At 66.6% G+C, this 24,865-nt stretch carries 22 protein-coding genes and 1 riboswitch; of the genes, 8 read left to right on the top strand and 14 right to left on the bottom strand.

All coding sequences use genetic code 11. The annotated features are described in order from the left end of the window. The first annotated feature begins 2 nt into the window (after positions 1-2). Positions 3-1,193: a glycosyltransferase 87 family protein gene (locus tag ABZ818_RS09745; protein WP_361412676.1), complete on the top strand. Its 1,191-nt coding sequence runs from the start codon at positions 3-5 to the stop codon at positions 1,191-1,193. Here ABZ818_RS09745 and ABZ818_RS09740 read toward each other — a convergent pair. Beyond that, on the bottom strand, positions 1,148-2,791 hold the full coding sequence (locus tag ABZ818_RS09740; protein WP_361412675.1) for a DNA repair helicase XPB: 1,644 nt from the start codon (positions 2,789-2,791) through the stop codon (positions 1,148-1,150). The two genes, ABZ818_RS09745 and ABZ818_RS09740, sit on opposite strands and share 46 nt — an antisense overlap. Positions 2,792-2,818: 27 nt before the next feature. Between ABZ818_RS09740 and ABZ818_RS09735 the strand changes: the two genes are divergently transcribed. Next, the gene (locus ABZ818_RS09735) at positions 2,819-4,459 is read left to right on the top strand and encodes a recombinase family protein (RefSeq protein WP_361412674.1); all 1,641 of its coding nucleotides are present in this window, start codon (positions 2,819-2,821) and stop codon (positions 4,457-4,459) included. A 72-nt stretch (positions 4,460-4,531) separates the two neighbouring features. Here the strand turns inward: ABZ818_RS09735 and ABZ818_RS09730 are convergent, their stop codons facing one another. The 6 genes from ABZ818_RS09730 to ABZ818_RS09705 all read right to left on the bottom strand — a co-directional run bounded on the left by ABZ818_RS09730 (position 4,532) and on the right by ABZ818_RS09705 (position 9,354). Next, entirely contained in the window at positions 4,532-5,041 is a 510-nt protein-coding gene (locus tag ABZ818_RS09730; protein ID WP_361412673.1) for a hypothetical protein, read from the bottom strand. Then, positions 5,038-6,495 (bottom strand): replication initiator, encoded by a 1,458-nt coding sequence (locus tag ABZ818_RS09725; protein WP_361412672.1) that lies wholly within the window; start codon positions 6,493-6,495, stop codon positions 5,038-5,040. Before ABZ818_RS09725 ends, ABZ818_RS09730 begins: the two co-directional genes overlap by 4 nt. A gap of 149 nt (positions 6,496-6,644) precedes the next feature. Beyond that, positions 6,645-7,337, bottom strand: a complete 693-nt coding sequence (locus ABZ818_RS09720) for a DUF2637 domain-containing protein (protein WP_361412671.1) — start codon at positions 7,335-7,337, stop codon at positions 6,645-6,647. Positions 7,338-7,385: 48 nt separating this feature from the next. Then, positions 7,386-8,801 carry an FtsK/SpoIIIE domain-containing protein gene (locus ABZ818_RS09715; protein WP_361412670.1) on the bottom strand — a complete coding sequence of 472 codons (1,416 nt, stop codon included), beginning with the start codon at positions 8,799-8,801 and terminating at the stop codon, positions 7,386-7,388. After that, positions 8,798-8,923 (bottom strand): hypothetical protein, encoded by a 126-nt coding sequence (locus ABZ818_RS09710; protein ID WP_361412669.1) that lies wholly within the window; start codon positions 8,921-8,923, stop codon positions 8,798-8,800. The genes ABZ818_RS09715 and ABZ818_RS09710 overlap by 4 nt, the downstream gene beginning before the upstream one ends. 83 nt (positions 8,924-9,006) lie before the next feature. After that, positions 9,007-9,354, bottom strand: a complete 348-nt coding sequence (locus ABZ818_RS09705) for a hypothetical protein (RefSeq protein ID WP_361412668.1) — start codon at positions 9,352-9,354, stop codon at positions 9,007-9,009. Positions 9,355-9,524: 170 nt separating this feature from the next. Between ABZ818_RS09705 and ABZ818_RS09700 the strand changes: the two genes are divergently transcribed. Then, positions 9,525-10,010 carry a GntR family transcriptional regulator gene (locus ABZ818_RS09700; protein ID WP_361412667.1) on the top strand — a complete coding sequence of 162 codons (486 nt, stop codon included), beginning with the start codon at positions 9,525-9,527 and terminating at the stop codon, positions 10,008-10,010. 931 nt (positions 10,011-10,941) lie between these two features. Here ABZ818_RS09700 and ABZ818_RS09695 read toward each other — a convergent pair. The 3 genes from ABZ818_RS09695 to ABZ818_RS09685 form a co-directional block, all read right to left on the bottom strand. Then, on the bottom strand, positions 10,942-11,778 hold the full coding sequence (locus ABZ818_RS09695; RefSeq protein ID WP_361412666.1) for a protein kinase: 837 nt from the start codon (positions 11,776-11,778) through the stop codon (positions 10,942-10,944). 70 nt (positions 11,779-11,848) lie between these two features. Next, the gene (locus ABZ818_RS09690) at positions 11,849-12,292 is read right to left on the bottom strand and encodes a hypothetical protein (protein ID WP_361412665.1); all 444 of its coding nucleotides are present in this window, start codon (positions 12,290-12,292) and stop codon (positions 11,849-11,851) included. Positions 12,293-12,543: 251 nt separating this feature from the next. Next, positions 12,544-12,774 carry a hypothetical protein gene (locus tag ABZ818_RS09685; protein ID WP_361412664.1) on the bottom strand — a complete coding sequence of 77 codons (231 nt, stop codon included), beginning with the start codon at positions 12,772-12,774 and terminating at the stop codon, positions 12,544-12,546. Positions 12,775-12,899: 125 nt separating this feature from the next. Here ABZ818_RS09685 and ABZ818_RS09680 point away from each other — a divergent pair, with 125 nt between their 5' ends. Beyond that, positions 12,900-14,240, top strand: a complete 1,341-nt coding sequence (locus ABZ818_RS09680) for a helix-turn-helix transcriptional regulator (protein ID WP_361412663.1) — start codon at positions 12,900-12,902, stop codon at positions 14,238-14,240. Here the strand turns inward: ABZ818_RS09680 and ABZ818_RS09675 are convergent. Then, on the bottom strand, positions 14,218-14,751 hold the full coding sequence (locus tag ABZ818_RS09675) for an NUDIX hydrolase (RefSeq protein ID WP_361412662.1): 534 nt from the start codon (positions 14,749-14,751) through the stop codon (positions 14,218-14,220). The genes ABZ818_RS09680 and ABZ818_RS09675 overlap by 23 nt on opposite strands. 239 nt (positions 14,752-14,990) lie before the next feature. Beyond that, a riboswitch (cyclic di-AMP (ydaO/yuaA leader) is annotated at positions 14,991-15,207 on the top strand. Between the two features lie 3 nt (positions 15,208-15,210). Here ABZ818_RS09675 and ABZ818_RS09670 point away from each other — a divergent pair. The 3 genes from ABZ818_RS09670 (at position 15,211) to ABZ818_RS09660 (ending at position 17,998) form a co-directional block, all read left to right on the top strand. Beyond that, complete coding sequence (locus tag ABZ818_RS09670) at positions 15,211-15,444, top strand: hypothetical protein (protein ID WP_361412661.1); 234 nt, start codon at positions 15,211-15,213, stop codon at positions 15,442-15,444. Positions 15,445-15,722: 278 nt separating this feature from the next. Then, on the top strand, positions 15,723-17,198 hold the full coding sequence (locus tag ABZ818_RS09665) for an RNA-directed DNA polymerase (RefSeq protein WP_361412660.1): 1,476 nt from the start codon (positions 15,723-15,725) through the stop codon (positions 17,196-17,198). An 8-nt stretch (positions 17,199-17,206) separates the two neighbouring features. Continuing rightward, positions 17,207-17,998 (top strand): hypothetical protein, encoded by a 792-nt coding sequence (locus ABZ818_RS09660; protein ID WP_361412659.1) that lies wholly within the window; start codon positions 17,207-17,209, stop codon positions 17,996-17,998. 28 nt (positions 17,999-18,026) lie between these two features. Here ABZ818_RS09660 and ABZ818_RS09655 read toward each other — a convergent pair whose 3' ends face one another. The 3 genes from ABZ818_RS09655 to ABZ818_RS09645 all read right to left on the bottom strand — a co-directional run bounded on the left by ABZ818_RS09655 (position 18,027) and on the right by ABZ818_RS09645 (position 23,704). Then, positions 18,027-19,379, bottom strand: a complete 1,353-nt coding sequence (locus tag ABZ818_RS09655) for a cyclic GMP-AMP synthase DncV-like nucleotidyltransferase (protein WP_361412658.1) — start codon at positions 19,377-19,379, stop codon at positions 18,027-18,029. 344 nt (positions 19,380-19,723) lie between these two features. Then, a complete protein-coding gene (locus tag ABZ818_RS09650; protein ID WP_361412657.1) occupies positions 19,724-19,993 on the bottom strand; it encodes a hypothetical protein in 270 nt (89 codons plus the stop codon). 1,035 nt (positions 19,994-21,028) lie between these two features. Then, a complete protein-coding gene (locus ABZ818_RS09645; protein ID WP_361412656.1) occupies positions 21,029-23,704 on the bottom strand; it encodes a helicase C-terminal domain-containing protein in 2,676 nt (891 codons plus the stop codon). 118 nt (positions 23,705-23,822) lie between these two features. On the opposite strand from ABZ818_RS09645, the gene ABZ818_RS09640 reads away from it, so the two are divergent. Then, a complete protein-coding gene (locus ABZ818_RS09640) occupies positions 23,823-24,824 on the top strand; it encodes a hypothetical protein (protein ID WP_361412655.1) in 1,002 nt (333 codons plus the stop codon). Positions 24,825-24,865: the final 41 nt, after the last annotated feature.

Here is a 24,865-nt window from a genome sequence, read left to right as displayed (position 1 = left end):
CCGTGACAGCACGGAAGGTGATACTCCGGTCACCAGCGGCACTTGCCCTGGCCCTCCTCGGCGTCTCCCTCGCCGCCCTCGCGGTCCTGTTCGCGGTGCAGCGGGTGCAGATGCCCGACGCGGTGGTCTACCAGGCCGAGGGCGCGGCGGTCGTCCACGGCCGCGACCTCTACGGCTTCACGGTCACGCAGGGACGGCTGCCGGCCACGTACCCGCCGTTCGCGGCCCTGCTGTTCGTGCCGACGGTGTGGCTTCCCGCCGCGGCCCTGAAGACGGCGTTCTTCGCCGGCAACGCGCTTCTGCTCGCCTGGCTCGTCCACCTCTCCGCGCGGCTCGCCGGCCACCGGGCCGGACTCCCGCTGGTGTGTGCCGCGACGGCGCTCGCCGTCTGGCTCGAACCGGTCTTCCAGACCTTCGTGTACGGGCAGATCAACCTCGCGATCGTCTGCCTGGTCCTGTGGGACCTGACCCGGCCGCCCGGAGCCCGCGGCAAGTGTCTCCTGATCGGTGTCGCGACCGGCATCAAGCTCACCCCGGGCCTCTTCATCGTGTACCTGCTGCTGCGGGGGCGGCGCCGCGAGGCGGCCGCGGCGGTGGCCGGGTTCGCCGGGACCGTCGCCGTCGGGGCACTCGTGCTGCCCGCGGCCGGCGTCGACTACTGGACGCGCCGCCTGTTCGAGACCAACCGGGTGGGCAAGCCGTGGATCATCGCCAACCAGTCGCTTCAGGGCCTGATCGCCCGGCTGCTGGGGGAGCCGTCGCCCGGACTCGCCTGGATGCTGCCCGCCGTCGCGGTGGCCGTCGCCGGACTGTGGCTCGCGTGCCGGGTGCGGCGGGAGCGGTGGGGCGTGCTGCTGACCGGCCTGACCGCGCTGCTCGTCTCACCGATCAGCTGGTCCCACCACTGGGTGTGGTGCGTCCCGCTGATCGCCGTACTCCTGGCCGAGGGCCGCCGCGTCTGGGCGGCGGTCACCGTGGTCCTGTTCACGGCCCGCACCCTGTGGATGGTCCCCAACAAGGACATGGAACTGCACCTGTCCTGGTGGCAGCAGCCCCTGGCCTCGCCCTACCCCCTGCTGGGGCTGGTCCTGCTCATGGCGGTGGCGCTGGAGTTCCGCAGACAGCGATCCGGCCGGACCCGGGAGGGTCAGGCCTCCTCCGCCAGCAGTTCGTCGGCGTCCATGATCCGGTAGGCGTAGCCCTGTTCGGCCAGGAAGCGCTGGCGGTGGGCGGCGAAGTCCTGGTCGATGGTGTCGCGGGCGACCACCGAGTAGAAGTGGGCCTGGTGGCCGTCGGCCTTCGGGCGCAGCACCCGCCCTAGGCGCTGGGCCTCCTCCTGGCGGGAGCCGAAGGTGCCCGAGACCTGGATGGCGACCGTGGCCTCCGGCAGGTCGATGGAGAAGTTCGCCACCTTGGAGACCACCAGCACGCTGATCTCGCCCTCGCGGAAGGCGTCGAAGAGCTTCTCGCGCTGTGCGTTGGACGTCTCGCCCTTGATCACCGGCGCGTTCAGGTGCTCGCCCAGCTCGTCGAGTTGGTCGATGTACTGGCCGATGACGAGGATCTGCTGCCCGGCGAAGCGGCGGACGATCGCCTCCGTGACCTTCCGCTTGGTGGCGGTGGTCGCGCAGAAGCGGTACTTCTCCTCCGTCTCGGCCGTCGCGTACGCCAGCCGCTCGGAGTCGGTCAGGTTCACCCGGACCTCGACGCAGTCCGCGGGCGCGATGTGGCCCTGCGCCTCGATCTCCTTCCAGGGCGCGTCGAACCGCTTGGGGCCGATCAGGGAGAACACGTCCGACTCGCGGCCGTCCTCGCGCACCAGGGTCGCGGTCAGTCCCAGCCGCCGCCGGGCCTGGAGGTCCGCGGTGAACTTGAAGACCGGCGCGGGCAGCAGGTGCACCTCGTCGTAGACGATCAGTCCCCAGTCCCGGGAGTCGAACAGCTCCAGGTGGGGGTAGATCCCCTTCCGCCGGGTCGTCAGCACCTGATAGGTGGCGATGGTGACCGGGCGGACCTCCTTCCTGGTCCCGCTGTACTCCCCGATCTCGTCCTCGGTCAGCGAGGTCCGCTTCACCAGCTCGTGCTTCCACTGCCGGGCCGAGACGGTGTTCGTGACGAGGATCAGCGTCGTGGACTTCGCCTGCGCCATCGAGCCGGCGCCGACCAGCGTCTTGCCGGCCCCGCAGGGCAGGACGACGACACCGCTCCCGCCGTGCCAGAAGTTCTCCACGGCCTGCTTCTGGTAGGGCCGCAGCGCCCAGCCGTCCTCGCGCAGCTCGATCGGGTGGGCCTCGCCGTCGACGTACCCGGCGAGGTCCTCGGCGGGCCAGCCCAGCTTCAGCAGGGTCTGCTTGATCTGCCCGCGCTCGGAGGGGTGCACGGCCACCGTGTCCGGGTCGATGCGGGCGCCGACCAGCGGGGCGATCCGCTTGGACTTCAGCACCTCCTCCAGGACCGGCCGGTCGGTGGTGGTCAGGACCAGGCCGTGCGCAGGGTGCTTGCTGAGGGTCAGCCGCCCGTAGCGGTCCATCGTCTCGGCGATGTCGACGAGCAGCGCGTGCGGCACGGGGTAGCGGCTGTACTGCACGAGGGCGTCGACGACCTGCTCGGCGTCGTGCCCGGCGGCGCGCGCGTTCCACAGGCCGAGCGGGGTGACCCGGTAGGTGTGGATGTGCTCGGGTGCCCGCTCCAGCTCGGCGAACGGCGCGATGGCCCGGCGGCAGTCGTCGGCCTGCTCGTGGTCGACTTCGAGAAGCAGGGTCTTGTCCGACTGGACGATTAGGCAGGACACACATACCTCCGGAGATAAGGTCGTCTCATGACAGAAACAACGCCTGTCACAGCACGGGCTATGCCCCGTGCCCGACGCCGGAAGGGCGTCCCGGCCAGCGCGCCGGGGATGCGCGCCGCTATCTATGTTCGCCTATCGCGCGAAACCGACGAGACGACTTCGCCCGAACGCCAGCGCGCGGCCTGTGAAGCGTTGTGCGAGGCACGCGGCTGGGAGGTCGTAGCCGCCGAGGAAGACATCGACGTCTCGGGCTTCTCGCGCGGGCTCGACCGGCCGGGACTGCAACGCATCCTGACCAGGCTCGCCGAGCTGGACGTGATCGTGTTCTTCAAGATCGACCGGCTTGCGCGCTCGACGGTCGACTTCGCGGAGATCATGCGACTCGCCGAGCACCAGAGCGTTGCGCTCGCATCGGCGACGGAGCCGCTCGACCTCACGTCGTCCATGGGCCGGGCCATGGCGAAGGTGATCGCGGTCTTCGCTGAGCTGGAGTCCGACACCATCGGGATGCGGGTGTCCAGCGCGCACGAGCACCTGCGCCGCGAGGGCCGCTACACCGGCGGTCGGGTCCCGTACGGGTACATAGTCGTCCCCAACCCCAACGGGGCGGGCAAGGTCCTTGCGATCAACGAGGACGAGGCCAAGACGATCAAGCGGATCGTGGAGCGGGTCCTGACCAAGGACTCGCTCATGCAGATCATCAACGACCTCAACAAGGAGGGCGTCCCGTCGCCCGGCCACTCCTCACGCCAGACCACGGGCAAGCGCAGCGACTCCAAGCAGTGGTACACGACGACGCTGCGCAGCATGCTGGGCAACCCCCAGTTGCTCGGCCAGGTCATCGAGGACGGAAAGCCGATCCTGCGGACGGACGGTCTGCCCCTGGTCAACCGCCCGCCAATCCTCGACACGGACACCTGGCAGGCGCTCCAGGACGAGTTGGAGCGCCGGGCCAATCCCGGTGAGAAGCGCCGGGAGGGGACGTCGCTGCTGCGCGGCATCATGCACTGCGGAGTCTGCGGCGAGCGCATGTACACCTTCAGCGGGCGCAACGGTCAGCTTCGGTACCGGTGCATCGGCCCTCTGAAGTATCGCCAGCAGGCGGCGAAGGGGGAGGAGAAGCCGGGCGTGAAGTGCTACGGGCCGACCGTGGCGGGGGTGACCACCGAGGAGCACGTCACCGAGCAGTTCCTCGCGAAGTACGGGCACCTCTCCGTGATGCGGATGGTCCAGGAAGCGGGCGAGGATTTCCGCCCGCAGATCAGGCAGGCCGAGGAAGCGTTGGCCGATCTGCAAAAGGATCGCTACGACCGGGGCCTGTTCAGGGGCGACGACGGAGCGATTCGGTACGCGGAGCAGTACGCCAAGCTGGAGGAGCGACTGGCGACCCTGAAGGAGAGGCAGCGAACGGCGAAGCCGGGCGGCGTGAAGGCGGAGCCGACCGGAGAAACGCACGCCGAGCAGTGGAAGCGCTCGGACGTGGCCGGTAAGCGAGATTTGCTGTTGAACGCGGGCGGCTACGTGGAGGTGGCACCCGCGAGGCGTGGCGGCAAGAAGCTGGACACGTCGCGTCTGTCGGTGCACTTCGGCGAGGAGGGGCACATGCGGAGGGCGGCAGCGGCGAAGGAGAGCGAACAGGAGACCGAGGCGGCTGACAGCCAGGGCTGACGCCGACGTCACCGGACACACGCAGCGACGCCCCCACCGGACGAGGCGGGGGCGCCGCTTTCTGTGTTCAGGTTAGGCGGCGTGCTGGTCGGGGTTGTGCCAAGGGCCGATGACCTTGATAGAGGGGCGGCAATACGACTGCGCCGCGCCGTCGCGGGTTGTGAACTCGACTGTCTCTGCAACGAGTTCGCAGAGGGCGTCCCCGTGCGTCTCAGACAGTGCTGTCCTCAGCGTGGGGACGGACTCTGCTAGGTCCCATGAGGCGGAACTGAGGCGGAAGCCGCCGAGGGTGTACGCGTCGGCGAGGCGAAACGAGAGGCGAGTACTGGGCTGGGGTTCATAGCGAGGTGCGGCTGTCAGCAGGCCGGCCCTGATGGATTCGGGGCCGGAGATGACGACCCGCATGGAGGTCGATCGGGGCAGCACTTCGAAGTGATCGGCTTCGTTGCTGGCCTGGGTCGGCGATTGCCTGCCGAAGAGCTGCCCGATGACCGTGGCGACTTCCTCAGTCCCAGTGGAGACACGCCAGGAGCCTTGGCCGCACTGGAAGCGGCCGACGAACGTCGTCTTGCGGTTGGTCATGAGAAATCCCCTTCCTGCTTGAGGCGTTGGATGTGGGCTATGTCGTGGCGGACCTGGGCTGCGAGGAACTCCTCACCGGGGCGGTAGCCGCTGCTGAGGTAGGTCCAGGAGGAGGCGGTGACGAGGGTCGTCTCGTCGGTGGCGGGGAGGCCGGCGCGGGCGCGGGCGGCTTCGGCCTGGGCGAGGCGCCAGGCTCGGCGTACGTCGCGGAGTGCGCCGAGGGTGGTGGAGTAGGCGCGGGATTTGCTGGAGAAGTGGCCGCGGAAGCCGAGCATGTGGGCCCACTTCCACAGCTTGAGTTCGGCGAATTCCGGCAGGTGGCCGAGGGCCCAGGCGGTGCGGATCATCTGGCGTACGTGCTGCTGGATCGGCAGGGTCTTGATTGGTTCGGCCTGTCCGGTGCCGTCGCAATCGGGGCACCGGTCGTGGAAACTGTCGGGGCCGCGTACGTAACCGCGTCCGGCGCAGGGGCGGCACATCAGGGTGCGGTCCACAGTGCCCGCGCCTTCGGCGTTCTTGGTCGCGTACTTGGCGACGTATCCGGCAACCTTGGCGTCGGTGAGTTCGCCGTCGCCCAGGGCGGTGATGGGGTCGACCTTGTACCGGCGGCCCCAGGCGATGACGCGTTCGCCGATGGCGTCGGACTCGATGATGAGCCGGGCACGTTCGACCGCCAGGCCCACGGCGGCGCTCAGGGCGTCGAAGGTGGCCCAGGGCGGGGGCGAGGTGGTGTGGCCGTCGGGTCCGTCGAAGCGGATCACGGCGTGGAAGTGGACCAGGCCCCGTTGTTGGTACTCGGCGACCTTGGCGAAGGAGACGCGGAGAGCGGCGTTCAGCGCCTTCTGCGTCATGCCCAGGTGTTCGGCGAGGGCGCGGCGCAGGTAGGTCGTGAAGCGCGCCCACAGGGCCCCGGCATGAGCGTTCCACAGCACGGCGCCGGTGTAGTCGTAGCTCACCGGGTGCAGCGGGGTGCCGAGTTCGGGAGCGTCCTCGGCGTGGCTGTCGCCACACGCGCAGGGGCGGGGCTTACCCGTATCCGTCGTGGGGCGGTTGTGGACGGGACCGAACGACGGGGCCGTGAGGGTGACGAAGGCGCGAGGGTGGTCGCGGACGGCTTCGGCGACGTTCTTGCCGCCGGACAGTCCGGCCTTGATCAGGTGGTAGGTGTCGGCCGCGTAGAGGCGGGAGCAGGCGGGGCAGCGGGAGGCCCGGCGGTTGCCGCAGGTCGTGAGGAGACGTCCGGAGGGTTCGTCCTCGGAGCGGTAGGAGCGGACCACCTGCTTGGTGGTTTGGTCCGTGGTGACTGTCCAGCCGTGGAGGTTGATCGGGTTGGTGCAACCCCGCAGGTCGCGGACCTGCTGCTGTACGCGGTCGAAGTCGTGGGTGTTGGCCAGCTCGACCAGGTCCCGCAGGCCGGGGCTGATCACGTGGCGCAGGTCGACGGGGCGGCGCATGGGTGGCGGGACGTCCTTTCTGACGCGAGGGTGGGGCCTGCGGGCAGCAGCGAACAGTGCGCTCGGGCTGCTGCCCGCAGGCATGGAAGGTCCAGCCCAGGGACGGGCGAGAGTGGGAGATGCCGGGACGGCCGGCGGAGGGGGCGGTCCTACAAGGCGGAGTGGAGTGCGGTTGCCATGGGCAGGCCGATGCCGAGTCGAGTCTTGAGCTGGGCCGCCGTGATGGGCTCGCCGTGCTCGGCGTGGTGGGACGTGGCGATGGAGCGCGCTTCGATCAGCAGAGGCTCAGGCACCTTGACCGCAGGTGAGGCAGGAGCCGGGGTGGTGAGCGGGGCGACCGGGGCCAGGGCTGGTTTCGGTGCCGCAGCGGCGGCCGGGGTAGGGACGGTCTCGGGGGCCGACCCGATGTCGTTCGGCAGGGAGACAGCGGCGGCGGGGCGCGCAATGGTGTGGAAGGCGCGCAGGAGCTGAGGGCCGACGGCACCCCAGCCGAGAAGGAGCAGTGGGGCCACGGCGTCCACTGCGGCGCGGCCGTAGTGTCCGGCGACGATCGGTTCGGCGACGTTGAGGGCCAGGGTCAGCAGTCCGGAGAAGTGCATCAGTCGGGTGGCTGCCTTCATCTGGTCGGCGGGCAGGCCGCGCAGGGAGAGGTAGCGCAGGGCGACCAGCAGGCCGACCACGGACAGGTCCACCATCGGCGCGATGAGCGGTGCGATCGGGGCGGGCACGCCCAGGCGGAGGGCGAGGGACCAGACGTTGCCGAAGGAGAAGACGAACGCCAGCGCGGCAATGATGATCATCACGGCGGTGATGGTGCGCTGAGTGATCCGGTCCTCTGTCATGGGTTTTCACCTCCCTTCCGGGGTGTCGTGGACGGGCGGGGCAGCAGTTCAGGCCGCGTCAGCGTCGGGCTTGGTCAGGTTCACCTCCCCCATGCGCGGGCCGAGGACGGCTTCCAGGAGGGCGTAGGGGTTGGCAGTGAGCGTCGCGGTCTGTTCGGCGAGGCGGGCCGCCTCCGCGTCCGGCACGTAGGGGGTGCGGACGCGGGTGAAGCCGGGCTGTGACTGGTGGTTCATGGACGCGACGCCGATATAGGTGGGGTCTTGGAGGTTGATCGGGTTGGCGTCCGGCCACTCCCGGATTTCCTCGCCGAGTGCGGCCACGGCGGCTTCGGCGGTCTTCTGCGCGAAGCTCAGGCCCACGGGGCACACGTCGCGGATGAAGGTGGGGATCGCGTCGCCGGTGGACTTCTGCGTGGCGAGGATGACGAGCATCCCCACCGAGCGGCCCTTCTTCACGAGGTCTTCCACGAGTCGGGCGTTCTCGGCGGCGAGCGCGGCGAGCTTCTTCGTCTTGGGGTCGCTGCCCTTGTGGTCGCGGAAGTACGTGTGGGCTTCGTCGATCACCAACACGACCAAGGGCCAGCCCTCGGAGGGGCCGATGTCCCACATGGACTTCACCCCGAGCACCGTGCGTATCGAGGCCGAGCGGGCGCGACGCAGCTCCACCAGCTGCCGGAAGAGTTTGTTTGCCTCTTCCAGGTCATCGCCGACGAAGGCGAACATGCGCTGTACCCAGTCGGCGTAGTCGCCTTCGTGCGCAGCCGACACCTTGCCGTCCGCACAGGCGAACTGCACAGCAGACGAGGGCGCCCAGTCTGACAGAAGCCGATTGATCAGGCTGGTCTTGCCGAAGCCAGGCAGGCCGGCCACGGTCACGCCAGGCACCTGCGTCAGGTCCACGGCCACCGGCTGTGCGTACTCGTCTACGCCGAGGTCCCAACGGGCCTTCTCGTCTGGTACTTCACCCGTCGGGTGGTGCTCGGTGGGGAACTTCAGCGGATCCAGGCGGACACCACGGATGACGACCTGCCCCGGCTTGTCCTGGGTGACCGCGACCCGCGTACACCTCCAGGCGTCCGCCAGATGAGGGGCCGCCTTCTGGAACTGTTCCAGACCCACGCGGGGCAGGCAGCTCGCCCGTGCGATCACTCCGTAAGCGTCATGTGTGACTTTCAAGGCAGGGATGAGTACCCGGGGCTTGATGGGCTTGCCGTTCGTGTTCGCCAGCGAGGCCAGCGCGGTCGGGGTCTTGTCCGTGACAGACAGCTTGAGCATCGGCGCGAGCCGCTTCCAGCCCCACCGCACACGTACGGCCTGCCGGATCGACTGCCGGGTCATGGCGTCGGCGCGCAGGTAGCGGACTACCCACCACACGGTCCATCCCACGAGCACCGCCAGCGCCAGGTCGACCACGAGAGGGCCGTAGTCGAAGGTCCCTTCTGCCGGGTCGTTCGGACCCTTCATATGTCGTTCTCCATCGGGGTGTAGAGGAAGGCCGCGAGGGCCGATTCGAGGGCTGTCCGATCCGCCGGGGCGTCGAGGCGGGGGTAGCCGTAGCCGACGAGCACGGCCGCTACCGAGTTCACGAGCGATTCGGTGAACCGGGCATCCGGTCCGGCGTGAGGCAGCGGGTAGCTGCGCTCAGCGCCGAACCGGAGAGATGTGCTGCTCACGCCTCAGTGGCCGGGGCCACCAGGTCCAAGCGGTCCACGCGGTAGGCGATGCCGTCCGAGAGCGATCCGTTGAAGATCCGCGCCCACGGGGTGGCGAACAGCTCCACCGGCATGACCGGGATACCGGGCCGGAGGCCGTTGGGGAGACCCGTCTCCGGAACGGTGATCTTCAGTGCCTCAGCGCGGTCCTCCTCCATGAAGAAGAGGGTGACCGTGTAGAGCTTCGCGCCGGTCTCACGGTCAGTGGCGAACTGCGTCTTCTCCTGATCCGCGTACTTCGGCACCGGCAGGGTTCCGACCATGAACGACGAGGTGGGGAGCAGGCCAACACGAATGCGTGCCATGGGAGTTGCTTCCTTTCGGTTGCGCTCCGCCAGGCGGCGGGGCGTGATCACCATTGAACATAGCTGACCTAGCAGTGTCAAGTGAGTGTGGTGAGCTAGGTGTCAACTTAGATAGGCCACCTATGTCAGTGGGGTGTGCTAGGGCTGCTAAGGATCGATACCCTTGGGCCATGAGCCCCGCGCCAGAGAGCAAGCAGGACCGCCGGCCGCCGTACCAGCACGCTGCCGACGAGCTTCGGCGCGACATCTTGCAGGGGCGGATCAAACCGGGCGAGCAGATGCCGTCCATTCGCGAGCTACAGGAACGCTTCGGCGTGGCCAACATGACCGCGAGGGGCGCGCTCAACGTGTTGCGAGACGAGGGCTTGATCTACACGATCCACGGCCGGGGCAGTTTCGTCGCAGACCACGACGCCGCTGGCGAGTTCTCGGTGGGCTATACCCCGCCGGCTTGGTACCTGGCTAAGGAGGGCAAGACGCCCAGCCAGGCAGAACAAGGAGAGGGAAGGCCCGACGACACCGAAGCCGCCAGGGCCACCCTCGCTGAAATGCTCACTGCACTACGTGATGAGATCCGTGTCCTCAGCGCTGAGCATCAGGAGCTGCGGCGCGAGGTCGAGGAGCTGAAGTCTCGGCAGTCGAAGTCGCAGTCTTGAGCCGGGCCACGTCCTCTCGCAACACTCTGGTCTCCCTGGTGAGGCGGCCGACCATGGCCTTCATTTCCTCGATCAGCGCAGCCACCTGATCCGCATCCCCGACGTGAATGCTGGTCAACCCCTCTTCGTTGTCCGGTATGTGCTCGGTCATGTCTTCCCGCCCGCCGCCGTGCCGTCGTTACGTACCGCGCTTGCTCCAACCGCCGGGGCCTGTCCACGGCATTGGGATGTCTCTCGCTGCTCGACCACCGCCCTGCCCTGCGTGCTGTTCAGAGTTTCTTTACTGGATCAAGGCGGCCCGCCTGCGGCGGTCCGCGCGCGCTGGCGGCCACGGGCCGCCGCCGCTCCCTGTCTCCGCCACCGCTCCGGCGGCCCCCAGCCACTCAGCGCGCAACACCGCCAAGACGGACAGCCAGAGCAGGAAGCAACCCGGCCAGCCCGAGCACCAGGACCAGGTCGAGACGCGTGGCGAGCAACCGCACCGTCCCACCGCCCTCCGTTCTGCAAGCGGAGGCCAGAGGCAGAGCTAAGCGCCGGGCGTCCGTCGACAACGCGCAGGCCAGAAGGGGCGCGGTCTGCGACGAATTCAGGAAGCGTGGCTGAGGCCGGTATGGGGTCGCTGGAGACACACGTGACGGGTGCTCGTTCGGCGCACCCGCCGCCGTGGCTGACTTTCGGTGGTTGAGGTCAGAACTGTGGTTCCGTCGGCCGTAGTCCAAGGTCTTCCTCTCCAACTCGACAACGAAAAGCCAGGGTTGTAGCCGCACCCGCATTCGGGCACGCCGACCGCCCCGGTACCATCGGCACCGGGGTCCTGATCAGGGCTTCCACGACCGGACCACCCGGGATGCTGTCCAGGCTGAGGGGTGGTCCGGTCTCTTGTTGTCGGCCTCCGCCGCCCGGGGAACGTTCGGCGGAAGGGGCTTCGGGATCAGCTCAGGGCTTTGCCCAGCTCGTAGATCGTTGGTCGATCCTCCGGGGCGTGGCTGAGCATCGCGTCGATCAGCTCGCCCAGCTCACCGGGCACCCTCACGGGCCGCTGCCGACCATTCGCCACTGCCTCTCTCTGCACGCGGCGCGGTGCGTCGTCGGGGTACTCGACCGCTCGCCAACCTGTGGCGGAGATGAGCAGAGAGGCGCCGAGTGCGTAGACGTCGGCTGCCTGCGTCGGCTCGGCTTCTCCGGTTGCCAGCACGTTACGCGCGATCTCCGGTGCCTCGTAGTGGACGAGGCAGCCGCGGAACGGGAAGTCGTACCCCACGGGTACGTGCCCGCCTCGGGCAAGGGCGAGGTCGATGAGATGGGTCCGCTCCGGCCCGATGATGAAGTGGGCGGGCTGCACATCACCGTGCGCCCAGCCCTTGGCATGGAGTTCTGCCAGCGCTTCGACGCATCCCAGCGCCACGCTGGTGTGCGGCTTGATGGACGAGTCTCGCTTACGGCAGGGTTCCCACAACCTGTACAGGTCCGGCCCCTCGTGCCACGGCTGGAAATTCCAGGTTCCGCGCTCCCACTCGCCGTAGGCGATGTCGTCAAGGCTGAGGCGATAGAGAACGGCGCCCTCGCGTGCGGGGGCGAGCGCAGTCCAGGGCTGCGCAGGCCAGTCGTCCGTGGCTTCGATCGGGTAACCGAGCTTCACGGCGTATCGGCCCCGGTGGCTCTCCACCTCCCAGACCGTGGAGCCTCGGCGGTTGATGACCAGGTGCTGTGCCGTGGGCATGAGTGCGTCGAGCACCGCGATCGGCAGTTCAGGGGTTTGGCCGGACAAGGTCGCTTCTCCCTCCTGGCGAGCGCGGCCGACCATGTGCAGAGGCCGGCCGCGTCGCTGTTGTCGTGTGCTACGCCTGGCCGTACGGTCGGCCGCAGTCCGAGTCGCACTGCGCGAGGGTCTCACCGTTCACGGTCCAGAGGTCGTCGAAGACCATGAACCCGGCGGCCTTCATGGCCAGGGCCGAAGCGGCGACCTTCTCCGGGTCGCGGCCACCGCCACCCGGCTTCGGGTTGTGGTGCAGGAAGCGGCCCGCGTACTGCTCGCAGAGTTCGGCGTACTCCTTCGTGTGCAGGATGAGCGCGTGCAGGCCGAGGTCCACGTCGTCCGAGGGGACCATGGTGACGGTGGCGGTGGCCGCCGTCACCAGGAAGGCGACCGCCTGATCCGCGATCCGCTCGGCACGCTCGGCCGACTGCCCGTCGTGGACGACCACGAAGTGGGCGAGGCTCTCGAACAGCTCCTCACCAGCCACCGCGCGACCGGTCCTCTGATCGTTCGCTGTTGCCGTCATGCGAGTACTCCTCGTGTGTAGCGGTGCGTGGCACTTACCGCCCGCATGGGTCGCCGAGCCCGGCTCATGGACGACTAGGACGCGGGCTTGGATGGCCAGTCCCGAACGGGGACGGGGAAGCCGGGAAACTGGCACCCGGTCGGGGCGGCCGGTCTACTGGCCGATGGCGAGAGCCATGCCGATCACCAGGCCGCAGGACCCGCTGATCATGATGATGAACAGGACACCCGCGTACCGGCCGATGGCGCGCATCACAGCCCACCCCGACTGTTGCCGTTCTTGACGGCCAGGCGTGCGCTCAGTTCCTCCCGCGCACTCAGCGCCACCACGTTGTCCGGCACGGCATCCCACTCCGTGCCGCCACCAATCGGCCTTATCTGCACACGGCCGCCGACCTCACCCATGACGACGCCGATACGTCCCCTGGCGCTGTCCTTCGCCAGTTCACCGATGCCTGGTCTGGTCTGCTGTTTGCTCGCCATGCAAGGAGCATCGCGATCCGGAGACCGGCGCCGAAAGGTCAGGCTGATTACCCAACTTGGGTAACATCGCGGCAAGTAGAGAACCAGCGACGTTGCGTAGCCCTCGCAGTGTGGGAGCTTGCCCGATGCCCGACGCCGACCGGCCGCAGGAACTGCCAGCCAGGCTGCTCACGGATCCCGAGATGATCAACGCATGCCGGGGACGGGACTTCGCCCAAGTCTTCCGGCTGGTGAAGACCAGGGCGGGCATCTACCCATCAATGATCGCCAGACGGTGCGATTTGACGCCCAGCCGAGTCGGCGAAGTCATCGCAGGCCGACGCCAGTTACTCCACATGGATGTCATTGAGCGCATCGCGGATGGCTTGCGCATCCCAGGGGACATGCTTGGGCTCGCCCGGCGGCCTTGGGAGACTCCCCAGGCTCTCGTAGTCACCGAGCGCGAGGCGCCTCAGCAGCCGGAGCCGGAGAAACAGACCCCGGACTCTTTGCCAGGTCCGGACGTGGACAGCATCCTGGCGCTGGCCACCCGAACGAGCTTGAGCGCAGCCACACTCGAGGCCTTCCGGTCGTCTATCGAGGACTACTGGCGACGCGACAACCAGCACGGCGGTGAGGCTCTGAGGCCGGCCATCGTCGGCCAGCTCCGATATGTGGTCGGGCTACTGAAGGAGAGCCGACCGCCGTCCATCCAGAACGGGTTGTACGGAATCGCGGCCGAGCTGGCGCGCCTCACCGGCTGGACCTACTTCGACGCCCGTCAGTACAACCAGGCCCGTGCGTACTTCACCGAAGCCCTGCACCTGGCCAAGGAAATCGACGACCGTCAGTTCATGGCCAACGTCCTTGCCTGCATGAGTTTGCAGGCCACGTACCAGGACAAGCCCGCGGACTCACTCGCACTCGTGACCGCCGCCCAGGACCAGGCCCGCTCAGCCCTCGGCACCACCCCACGCGTCCTGTCCATGCTGTCCATGCGCGAAGCCTTCGCTCATGCCACCCTCGGCAACCGGGATTCCACGCACCGGGCTATCGGGGAAGCACACCGCCATTTCGAGCAGATCCACGCGAGAGACCCGGACCCGTCATGGGTGGCCTACTTCGACGAGCCGAAGCTCATCGTGGACACGGGCATCGCCCACGGCAGACTGGGCGAAGCAGCAACTGCCGAACCATTGATCGCGGATGCTCTGCGGCGGGAGGACCGCACCAACCAGCGCGGCCGCGCGTTTCACGCGTTCTGGCTTGCTCGTACGCAGTTGGACCAAGGCAAGCTTGATCAGGCGTGCCACACCGCCACGCAAGCGCTGGAGCCTGCGTCGGCGGTGGCCTCCGAGCGGGTGTCCGGCCATCTCAGGGAGTTCTACGACCAGTTGGCACCACACAGGCAAGAGCCCGTAGCCCTGGCCTTCGAGGCGAGGCTACGGGCCCTCCTCCCACCGGTCAGCGGATCGCTTCATCCATGAGCAGGTACAGCAGACCCACGAGCGATCCACTGCTCACGATCTCCCGGCGGTCGATCATCCCTCGCACCTCCGAGAGGGGGATCCACTCGATGCGGTCGGACTCGTTCTTTTCCGTGGGCGGCCCGGCGTAGGTGGCGCCATCCGCGCGGAAGACGTGGTGCTGTGAATCGGTGATGCCGTTGGCCGGCTCGGCGTAGATCAGGGGCTTGATGGGACCAGGGCGCCAGCCCGTCTCTTCCAGGACCTCGCGGGCCGCTGCCTCTTCCGGGGTCTCGCCGTCCTCGACCAGGCCCATGGGCAACTCCCAGGCCCACGAGTCCGTGATGAAGCGGTGACGCCACATCATCAGGACTTCTTGACGATCATTCACCACGGCGGCTACGGCCAGGTGTCGGAGGCGAACGACGTGGTACTCCCACCTGCGCCCATCAGGCTGCTGGACGTCGACCAGACACAGATTCACCCACTTGTTGGTGTAGATCTGTCGCTCACCGTGGGTCTTCCACTCCATACCTGCGGCCCCTCTCGATCGGTCTCCAGGATCTCAGACCGTCCCGGAGACGGACGCAGCTCTTGAGCGTGATCACGTCCTCGCCCAGGATCCGTCACTCACCGGCTTGGTCGGGCTGTCCACCCGAGCGAGGAGAGAGGTGACTAACCCCACAAATTCTTGATCGGTTGGGATTTTCGGACATTCGTGAGCCAAGCTCCATGTCTGACGACAAGCCCCCACCGACGTAGGTGGGGCGGTCTGGGCGTGCGCCGAGTCCTGCCGACGCCTGGATGCCAACGCGACGTATGGCGAGGCAGGAACGGAGGACCCAAGCACGACGGGTCGCTGGAACGGTCACGCCACGACCGGTCTGAGCACCCTTGGGGTGAAGCCGCGGCAAGGCAACGCGGCCGGGCAACTTCGCCAGCCCGAATCCGACAGGTCATCCCTTCGTAGGCGGCAGACGAAGGGTTGCGCATGAGTGCGCCGCAGAACACCCCGCAGTTTCCCGTTCCTCACCAGTCCCCGAGGAACAAGAAGACCGATTCCTTGATCGCGGTCCTGATCGCGATCATCATTGGAATCTTTGCGGGCGTCCTCCATCGGACCATGGAGGATGTGTCGTACTACGAGGCCATTAAGACAGCGGGCGGAACGGCCGTTGGACTCGCGGTTCTCTTCTTCATGATCTTGGGCTACATCTGGCCCTGATCAGCAAGTTCATCACGGAGACCCCGTGAGAGAACGTTGACGAACGTGGATGAGACCCTGGCGCACAGGCCGGGGTCTCTCTGCTGGTGTGCCTCGGTGTGTCCCTGTCGACCTCAGCCACGCTACTGGGCTGTCGAACGAGAGAAACGGCCTCGGCCGGCCTGCGACAACCGCCCGTGAGCCATCAGCTTGGGAAGCTCAGGTGGTCTACGGCTTCCCTGCTCTACTACGCTTGTGCTTGATCGTGGGGGTCTGATCGGAGGGGAGAACAGCGGACTATGGGGCGTCCCTTCTGGGTCAATCTGGATGATGCATGGAATCGCCTATTGCGCGGCCGCGGACGCTCTGAGATACCTGACATCATCAATTGGGCAGACATAGATGCGTCATGGGGTGACGTCCGTCGCGCCGTAATTGATTCCTTGCAAAGTGGCCAAGTCGGACCTGAATATGTCGAAGTTCTAGACCTACCGAAGAATGCGGTAGCAGTACGCCCAATCTCGCGACTTTCAGTGCATGACCGACTCGTCTATGACACGCTGATCTTTTCTATTGCTGAACTAGTCGAAAAACAACTACACGATAGCGTCTACAGCGCAAGGTGGGGGGAAAACGGTAAGTCCTTTTGGAAACCGATCGATTCGTGGGTGGCCATGCAAAAGCGTGGTGTCAAGATGATCAGCAAGACACCGTTTCAGCTAGCCCGCACGGATGTTGTCTCTTTCTATGAGCACATTGACGTAGGCGCCCTCGCAGTGGACATTCAATCAGCAGGGGCAAACCCATGGGTTACCGACAGATTGATTTCCTGGCTCCGCATGTTTCAGTCGTCTAGTCGCGCATGGGGGATACCTCAGGGACCGGATGCCTCGGCGATTCTAGCGAACCTCTACATGTTGCCAGTAGATGAGTTCGTACATCGCGCCAATTTCAAGTACCTGCGGTATTCCGACGACATGATGATATTTGACACAGAGCGCGAATCCTTGCGTGACGCCCTTTTGGAAGTAAATTCCATTCTGCGGTCGCGTCGCCTATCCATGTCGATGACGAAAACTGATATCTACGACCCGGTATCCGCTGTATCCCAGCTAGAGAGCCTGGAAAAAGACGCAATTGCTTACGGACTCAGAATCGGTGAAGTAGGAGCAGAAGAAAGACTCTATAAGCTATTCCTGGCGGCGACCGAGGATGAACAGAATGATCGAGACGTCAAGTTCTCTCTTTTTCGCATGGGAAACCATAGCGACGATCGAGCAATTCCCTGGGTATTGCGTAACCTAAAAGAAAGTCACCACTTAGCAAGCGAGCTCATTCGATATCTGGAATGCTTCCCGAATCGACTTTCAGCTACTACTAGGGCCTATGTATCGGCTATGCAGCGCGCAGCTGGCCATCAGTACGACAGTTTGGAACAGCGGCTACTGCAAGCAGCTGCACGGCTAAGCATCAATTCCACGGAAATCCGCGATTTGGCTTGGAGTATATTGGGGGACAAGAATAAGTCGAGCCTACCGCGCGAGTTCGCTGCCCGTTACCTAGGAAGAGTAAGTACCATCGCTGACGGGCAGCTCCTGCGACGCGAGTTTGAGAATGAGGCGAACGTGAACGTAAGGCGCGCCCTCCTCGTTGCGATGTATGAAGCGAGATCCGTATCCCGCCCGCTTCTAGAGGCTCTAGCCGGCTCTCGGTCGCAACTCACATGGGTTAGTCGATACCTGCTCGGAAATCCGCTAGTGCCACTACCGCGATAGGAGTTCCCGTGCTGCGGCTTATCATCTACTTCCTGCTTGCCGTCGCCTCTGGGGTAGCTAGCTTCTTTATCACTAACTCGACCGTTGTCAATATGACGACTGGTCTCAGCATGGGGTTGGCGGTTCCGGCCGTTGAGCAGATCATGCAAAACCGGGAAAAATTGCGGACCCTTTGGTATTCGCTCCGCTACCGGAAGCAGTCTGTGCGGATTTCCACCTCGTACCTGTTCAAGATTTATGTGGACGGCAAGTATCTTTTGATTCGCGGCTCTCGGTGGCGTAATCAGTTTCAGCCGGTTGGCGGGGTCCATAAGGTATCGCCGCAGGGCAGTGGGATTCTTGCCGATATGAGTGTAACTGACGACAATCTAATTCCAGTAGACGCGGCTAGCTATCGAGACTTGCGCGTACGAGTCCCCGGGCGGCACCTCTATAAGTTTTTTCATTGGTTTGACTCTCGGCTGGGCCGTGAAGATTCTCCCTGGCGGGAGTTTCAAGAGGAACTGCTGGCCTCACAAATCCTGCCCCCGGACGAATTTCCCCATATCATGCACAACTACCTACGGCGCGATGTGGACCCCATTCGGTGGAGCGAATGGGCGCAGGCTTACGAGATCCTCGTGGCTGACATCTACGAACTTGTCCCGACCCCAGAGCAAACGCAGGCCCTTAGGAATCTAGCGTCAGCCCATAACCCTGAGGTCGCATGGGTGTCAGCTGACCAGATCAAGCGCCGAGGCATAGTTCCTGGACAGCCTCCCTCGATCGAGATTTCTGCACACAGTCAGCGGATCCTCTGAGGTTGTCAGGCTTCCGATCGGTGGGCAGCTATTTGATTATGACCACCTGGTGGTCTTTCGCGACACATACTCCATTCTGGACGACGTAGCACTCAACATAGTGCTTTCCCTGGTACTTCGTTGGTTCGCTGCGATACCGAGAACCGTCATCCTGCTCGATCTTCCCTCGGAGGCAGTTTGCTGACATAGCCTCTGCCCCCGTGTTCTTCACCTTCCAATATATCTGGTACGAGCCAGGCACTGTGCATTCTGAGACTCGAAACTCAATATTTCGATCGCGCCCAACAACGTTCCCATGCCTGCGTAGATTGAAAGTACGAAACCCGGGCTTTGCCCTCACAGTGGCCGTGAGCCTGACCCTATATCTTGCGTCCAGAATCTCAGGAATTCCGTAATCGCGATCGAGGAATTGCTCAGTATCTGTGAGATCGCGCGCCGTGAACGATGCTGTCGTAGATTTTGCAAGTGGAGCCACTGATGTTTCGGCGAAAGAATCACCGAAGATCTTGCGCCATAGGCGGATGCTTTCGTCCCGGCCCTCCTCATCGTACGCTGCGCGGGCCCAGGTGTAGTAGAGCTGGACTCTGTTGCGAAAGTTCTGATACTGGTCTTCACTCCAGCGATGATTGAAGTTCTGCCCAGGGCAACTCGGATCGTCGACGCTTGGCATCTGCGGATTGGCTTGCAGGTAATCGTTCAGGTCCGAAAGGATGTTCATGAATGCAGTCGGCAAATCACTGTAGCGCTTGGGGTCTCCTAGGAGCAGCACGCTGTTCACTCGGCCGCCGAGAAGGATGTTAAGGATGATTGACCTGGCCGAAAAGGTGTTCTTGTAATCCCGCAAATATTTGAAAAGTCGGATCACCTTGATGAGTCGGCCGGTTGTGATCCTGTTTTTTTCATCCAGCCATTCGTTGAAGGCTTCTGGATTCGTTAGTTCAAATACATCGTCGTCGCGATTTGTCACGTAATAGCTGCCGTGCCGTTCAAGATAGGGGACGACATCAATGTGGAACTCATTTGCATAGTCAACCTTCACGCAATGTGCATGTCGACTCACCATGTGCCGGTATCTTCCACTTGCTCGAAATGCCTTGTACAGCTCCTCCACGTAGTCTCTTGGGGACCAGTCTAGATTTTCGTCCATCTCTAGCAATACATCGGCATCAAACTCGTCGTACTTGCCGACAGGGTCGATCATGGTTCTATGGGCGTAGGATCCCTGAGGAATTATTCCAATGTAGCGATCGGAGACGGGATTCTCGCCATTCTTGAGAAAATTAGAAATGCTGTTCACTCGGGAATCCAGAGTGTGCAGGCGAACTTCAGACAGGTTGACATGCTCTGCTAGAAATGAATTGAAGTGCTTAATCAGCTTCATGTCGGTTTCTCCTGTTTTGCGCGCTGCCAGTCGTGGGATCCCGATCACGCCCCTACCCCTATTTGTGACGATGCATCAGTGATGCATTCGAGCGGCTTGTGGGTAACGGGTTGTTGCGCGTCTCGAATTGTTTCCCGGATTGCTGGGCTCTTCTGGTCGCCGATGAGGTCGGCGGAGACTCAATAACCGAGTCAAGTTGACGGGCGCCGGCCCACAGTGAGGACGGCGCCCGTGCGGGGTCAAGGCTTCGAGGCGACCCAACGGGCTTGGTGCCCGTCTGTTCAGCGCCCTAGCGCTGGACGCCGCAGGCCGCCCCGATCCAGCCCCGTACGCGGCTGTTGATGTCAGCCATCGATGTCAGGCGTAACGGTCGGCTTGAAACGCAGCTGCGGGAGGTGCAGAGCAATCGCCTGCACGACGATCAGAACGACCACCGCAACCACCAGCCAGGTGGCCTGACGCAGAACGCCAGTCGTCGTGTCACCGTTGATCACGCACGCCATGACCACAGCCAGCGGCAGCGTGATTTTCTTGCGGCTGTCAGTCCCTCGTGCGAGAGTTGCAAGCAGGTGGGTGTCAAGCGCCGACAGTCCACCGAGACCCGGGATGGGCATGGTCCTCCTTGGTTGTCAGGAGGGCGCGCCCGGAGCCTCTTCCCAAAGGCGGGCGCGCCCTTCGGTGTTGGTGCTTACAAGGTATGACACGCTCCTGAGGGTAGGTGCTCCTCAGGGTCAAGTCGCCGACTTGTACGCGGCACTCCAGGTGAGACGAACTTAGGCTGACTTAGGCGAACTTAGGCCATCACGCGTCAGTTGCCTGACCTGCGAGGACTCATTCTCATATCACACCCCACTGACAAAGCAGGACGCGAACCTGAGGCTCGCGTTTTGTATAAAGTCAACTTGCTTATTTATGTACCAGTTTGAACAGTGATTGAGATCACAAAAATCAAAAAGTTGGTTGGTCTCACTTCCGGGCTCAATCCATCACCGCACGCCACTACGAACCCGCAGTCGGCGACGGCGCCCCCTCCATCCCGGTGCCGGCCGATCCCCCGCCGGAGGCTCTGTTCTGACCGTCCGCGTATGCGGTGATCGACTCATGGCCACCGGCCCTATCCACCAGTGGGCGCGCGTCGGCGCAGCGCGCAGCGGAGCCGGGGCTTGAACCAGTGAAGGAAGTTGTAACTCAGTCGTTCCTACGCTGCTGTCCAACTTGGTTTGATGCTTGACGTGTTGACGTCACTCGATGCTTGACGGTTCCGCCCGGTTTTACCGTCAGCGACTGCTGCAGTGGGCGTCGGGGCCGGTGCGGCTGGAGCTGAGGCGGGCGGGCCCGAAGCCGTCGTGGCGGAGGCGCCACCGTTCGGAGTTGACGGCAGCGCTGACGGCAACGACGGCACACAGACGCGCATGATCGCTAACCTGAACGATCAGAACGGGAGGCCGTCAGCCCTCCTCGCGGCGTGGTGCCCGATCCTACGGATCAGAAGGTAGAAGGCTCGAACGCTGTGAGGTAAACCGCTCCAGAGCTCGGACCTATCCCTTAGTGTGTGCATCACGCCTGATCGTATGGACGATTAGGGGACCATTCACGCGCAGCGCCCTTTCCGTGTGGTCAAACGTCCAGTCTGCCCTATCCGAGGCGGATCACGGCTGGTCGTCCGCGAGCTCGGCGACCCCCGTGACCCGGTGCAGGGGGTAGGTGCGGACCTCGTCCGCGGTGTGGTCGTACGCGGTGACGAAGCCGCCCTCGACGCGGATCGGCGCGATGACGCGCTGGCTGGCGGCGCCCTCGGCGTTGACGTAGCCGATCCACAGGGCCTCGCCGGTGAGGACGGCGGCCTGCATGGTGGCGAGGGTCTCGGCGGAGCCGGTGCGGGGCAGTTCGCCGTCCTCCCGCGTGACCGTGGTCGGCTTGCGCGGGGCGGTGGAGGCCAGGTCGCCGGCGCGGATCGCGCGGATCGCGGCGGACAGCAGCGTGGCGTCCGGGGCGGGCGGGCCCTCCGGGACCGGTTCGGGGGCGGTGCGCGGCGGAGTGCGGTGGGAGTGCGCGCGGGTGATGAGGACGTCGCCCGCCGCGGATTCGGCGGCCGGGGCGTAGCCCATCGCGCGCAGGCCCTCCAGGAGCGCGGCCGGGTCGGCCTGCGCGGCCAGCACGGTCGGCGCGAGGCGGCGCAGGCGCAGCGCGGCGGACCGCTTGTCGGCGAGGATCTCGTTCAGCAGCGCGTCGTCGTCGCAGCGCAGGTACGCCGAGGCCGCGCCGACCCGCAGATGGCCGTGCCGGCGGGCCACGTCGTCGATCAGGTACGCCAGCGGTTGCGGCACCGGCGTACGGGAGTGCGCGGTGAGGAAGGCGTGCAGGTCGGAGGCGGTGCGGCCGGCATCGAGGGCGCGGCGTACGGAGGCGGGGGTGAACCGGTAGACGGTCGCGCCGCCCTTGGACTCCACGTCCGCGAGCACGCCCAGCGTCTCGGCGAGCGGACGCCGCAGGGGTCCGGGCGCGACCGCGGTCAGGTCCGCCTGGAGCAGGACGTGGTCCAGGGGCTCGGGCAGGAGCGGGGCGAGGACGCGGGCCGCGGCGGCTTGTTCGGCGGCGGAGGCGAGGGCGACGGGGGTGATGGGAGAGAGGGGGGAGACCGGCGTGGGCGGGGACTGGGGTTCCGGGGTGCCGGGGGTTCCTTCCGGCCGGCGGTGCTTGTGGACGGGCAGCTTGTCTCCGGGGCTCGCGGGCGCGGCCCCGGCCGCGTCCGTGGCCGCCATCGCGCGTGCGGCGGGACCGTGCCCGCCCTCGCCCGCGGGGCTCGTCCCGGGCGCGGGCTCCGCCTCCGCGGGAGCCGGTGCGGACGCGCCGAGCAGCGCGCGCCCGTGTGCGGACAGCGCGCCCCGGCCGGTGACGCCGAGCAGTTCCGCCTCGGACAGCGTCCACCGGGCGAGGCGGCCGCGCAGGTCGTCCTCCTGCCGCGGTTCGCGCGGCGGGTGCTCCCAGCGCAGCCGGGCCAGCACCGACTCACCGGCCGGTGCGGCGCCCAGCGGCAGCCCCGCGAGCAGGGTGAGCACCCGGTGCCGTACCTCCGGTGCCGCCGAGCGGTCGAGGCCGGGGCCGAGCGCCGACAGGGTCCGGTCCTTGGCGTCCCGTCCGCCGGTCAGACCCGCGGTCCGCGTGGCCGCCAGCCAGGCCGCCGCGAGGTGGGCCCAGCGTTCGGCGGCGGGCCGCTCCAGCCACTCGTCGTAGGCCGGGGTCGCCGCGTACCGCTCGTCGGCCTCGCCGTCGGAGGCGAGCAGACCGGCCGCGTAGGCGAGTTCGACCCAGAAGGCGGCCACCGGTTCGGGCACGTCGAGGGCGACGGCGGTGCGCTTGAGGTCGCGCACGCTCAGTCCGCCCGCGCGCAGTACGTTCGGGCCGCCCTCGTCCCAGTCCCGCAGCAGTTCCTCCACGGTGGCCAGGGCGGTGTACGCCTGCCCGGCCGCCGTCGCGTCCACAACCTGTGGACCGTGGGTCGCGGCGGCCGCCACGGCCGGCGGCACCGGCTCGGGCGCGCGGTGGGCGCGGCCCGCGCGCAGGTGCAGGGCCGCCTCGCGGGGGAGGACGACGGTTCCGGGCGCCGTGGGCAGCAGCAGTCCGCGGTCCAGCAGCCGGCGCAGACGCGGCGCCGGGTCGGGGGTGACCTGGCCGTAGGGCGGACCCCACACCAGGCGCTCCAGCACCTCGAGGGAGTCGGCGGGCAGCCCGGCGAGCAGCGCGGACATCCGCTGGCGGTCGGTGAACAGGTCGGTGAGCGAGGCGACGGCGGAGACGGAGTCGTGGGTCGAGGGCAGTCCTGTGGTCGCCACGATCTCCTGGATGCGTCCCGGCGACATGCCCGCCGTGGCCTCCCGCACCGTCGGTCCGAGCCCGGTCGGGGACGGGTGCTGGGGCGACGGCGCGAGCAGCTCGCGGGCCGTGCGCACCAGGCGCAGCCGGTCGTCGCCGCCCCAGACGAGGGCCTGTTCGCGCAGGGTGCCCAGGGCGCGGGGCAGCGCGGCGGCGACGACGGGATCGCGGGCGTCGGACGCCATCAGGCCGAGCAGTTCGCCGTACGTGGCCGGGTCGCCGGCCACCGCGAGGGCCTGGGCCGTCTGCTGGGCGAACAGGTCCAGCCGCTCCAGGGCACGGACCACCGAGGCGCGGGTCCCGGCGCGGGTGGCGAGCTGGGTGAGGTCGGTCGGGACCGGGGTGATGAGGTCGGGGCGGCTGCGCAGGAGCGCGGCCAGGGAGGCGTCGTCGCGCGCGCGGAGCGCTTCCGCGAGCGAACGCGGGGCCGCCGGTTTCTCATCGCTGCTCATCCGATTCACGGTACCGGGTGAGTGTCGCGCCCGGCCCCGTACAGCGGCACCGGGCACCGCGCCGGAGACGGTACCGTCGTCCAACGGGGTCATCGGCCAGCCACCCCGGAGGGGCTTCGTGGGGATCGAGAGCGATCAGGTCGTCTACGAGTATCTGAGCAGCGTCGGGGACGTCGCTCAGCAACGCCAGCTGTCCTCGGCCACGCGGATGCGTCTGGTCGCGGAGCTGCGCAACGAGATCGACCGGCGCCGTGCCAAGGCCGCCGTGGACAGTCCCGCCGCCGTCCGCCGCATCATCGACGGGCTCGGCAGTCCCGCCGCCGTCGTCGCGGCCGCGGCGGCGGGCGGCTCTGGTGGGGGCGGATCGCGGGCAGCGGTCCCGGCCGTGCCCGCGCAGCGTGAACCGGAGGCGGAGCCGGCGCGCCCCAAGGGGCTGCGCAAGGTCGTGCCGCGGCCGCGGCCGCGTCCGTCGCAGCCGCCGGCGGGCCCCGTGGCGTCCGGCAGCCCGGCCCCGCCGCACCTGGCGAGCGCCGACGAGCTCGGCGGCCCGGTGGCCGGTTCCGAGTGGTGGCGCCTGGATCAGAGCCCGTTGGGGACAGGTGACGACGTGCCCGGCTTCATGGGCGGGGTGGAGATCCCGGAGCTGCTCAAGCCCCCGCCGGCGAAGGAATCCGCCCAGGCGGAGCCCGCGCCCGAGGCGGCCGGCACGGCGAAGCCGGTGGAGGCGGCCGAGCCGGAGGCGCCCGCCGGGTGCCGGCGTTTCGCGCTGCCCCCGTTGATGGCGGGCCGGAGCAATCCCCTGCTGCTGCTCGCGGCCGGACTGCTGGTGGTCGGCGCGGTCCTGGGCAACTGGTACGCGCTGCTGCTCGGCTGGATCATCGCCTACGCCTCCCGCCGGCTGACCCCCGCGGAGTCCAAGTGGGCCGTCGTCGGCATGCCCGGCCTGGCGCTCGCCGCCGGGGTGGTCTGGCTGTGGGGCCGCACCGACGACCGCTGGGGCACCCCCATCGCCGAGGGCCACATGAACGACGCGCTCTCCCAGACCTGGCCGTGGGTGGTGCGGGCCGCGGCCGTGCTGTCGGCGCTGTTCCTGGTGTGGCGCTCGCAGCGGCGGAGGTAGCCGCGCTCGCGGCGCCGGAGTCACCGGAGGTGGTTGTACGT

This window comes from Streptomyces sp. NPDC047453, assembly GCF_040643155.1.
In the GTDB taxonomy this organism is placed as follows: Bacteria; Actinomycetota; Actinomycetes; order Streptomycetales; family Streptomycetaceae; genus Streptomyces.
Note: the sequence above shows the minus strand (reverse complement) of the source record. Positions and strands in the feature narration are given on the sequence as shown.

What these genes read in the sequence shown, in the direction of transcription:
- ABZ818_RS09735 (WP_361412674.1), top strand. Translation starts at nt 2,819, where the DNA reads ATGACAGAAACAACGCCTGTCACAGCACGGGCTATGCCCCGTGCCCGA.
- ABZ818_RS09730 (WP_361412673.1), bottom strand. Translation starts at nt 5,041, where the DNA reads ATGACCAACCGCAAGACGACGTTCGTCGGCCGCTTCCAGTGCGGCCAA.
- ABZ818_RS09725 (WP_361412672.1), bottom strand. Translation starts at nt 6,495, where the DNA reads ATGCGCCGCCCCGTCGACCTGCGCCACGTGATCAGCCCCGGCCTGCGG.
- ABZ818_RS09720 (WP_361412671.1), bottom strand. Translation starts at nt 7,337, where the DNA reads ATGACAGAGGACCGGATCACTCAGCGCACCATCACCGCCGTGATGATC.
- ABZ818_RS09715 (WP_361412670.1), bottom strand. Translation starts at nt 8,801, where the DNA reads ATGAAGGGTCCGAACGACCCGGCAGAAGGGACCTTCGACTACGGCCCT.
- ABZ818_RS09705 (WP_361412668.1), bottom strand. Translation starts at nt 9,354, where the DNA reads ATGGCACGCATTCGTGTTGGCCTGCTCCCCACCTCGTCGTTCATGGTC.
- ABZ818_RS09700 (WP_361412667.1), top strand. Translation starts at nt 9,525, where the DNA reads ATGAGCCCCGCGCCAGAGAGCAAGCAGGACCGCCGGCCGCCGTACCAG.
- ABZ818_RS09690 (WP_361412665.1), bottom strand. Translation starts at nt 12,292, where the DNA reads ATGACGGCAACAGCGAACGATCAGAGGACCGGTCGCGCGGTGGCTGGT.
- ABZ818_RS09685 (WP_361412664.1), bottom strand. Translation starts at nt 12,774, where the DNA reads ATGGCGAGCAAACAGCAGACCAGACCAGGCATCGGTGAACTGGCGAAG.
- ABZ818_RS09680 (WP_361412663.1), top strand. Translation starts at nt 12,900, where the DNA reads ATGCCCGACGCCGACCGGCCGCAGGAACTGCCAGCCAGGCTGCTCACG.
- ABZ818_RS09675 (WP_361412662.1), bottom strand. Translation starts at nt 14,751, where the DNA reads ATGGAGTGGAAGACCCACGGTGAGCGACAGATCTACACCAACAAGTGG.
- ABZ818_RS09670 (WP_361412661.1), top strand. Translation starts at nt 15,211, where the DNA reads ATGAGTGCGCCGCAGAACACCCCGCAGTTTCCCGTTCCTCACCAGTCC.
- ABZ818_RS09665 (WP_361412660.1), top strand. Translation starts at nt 15,723, where the DNA reads ATGGGGCGTCCCTTCTGGGTCAATCTGGATGATGCATGGAATCGCCTA.
- ABZ818_RS09655 (WP_361412658.1), bottom strand. Translation starts at nt 19,379, where the DNA reads ATGAAGCTGATTAAGCACTTCAATTCATTTCTAGCAGAGCATGTCAAC.
- ABZ818_RS09650 (WP_361412657.1), bottom strand. Translation starts at nt 19,993, where the DNA reads ATGCCCATCCCGGGTCTCGGTGGACTGTCGGCGCTTGACACCCACCTG.
- ABZ818_RS09645 (WP_361412656.1), bottom strand. Translation starts at nt 23,704, where the DNA reads ATGAGCAGCGATGAGAAACCGGCGGCCCCGCGTTCGCTCGCGGAAGCG.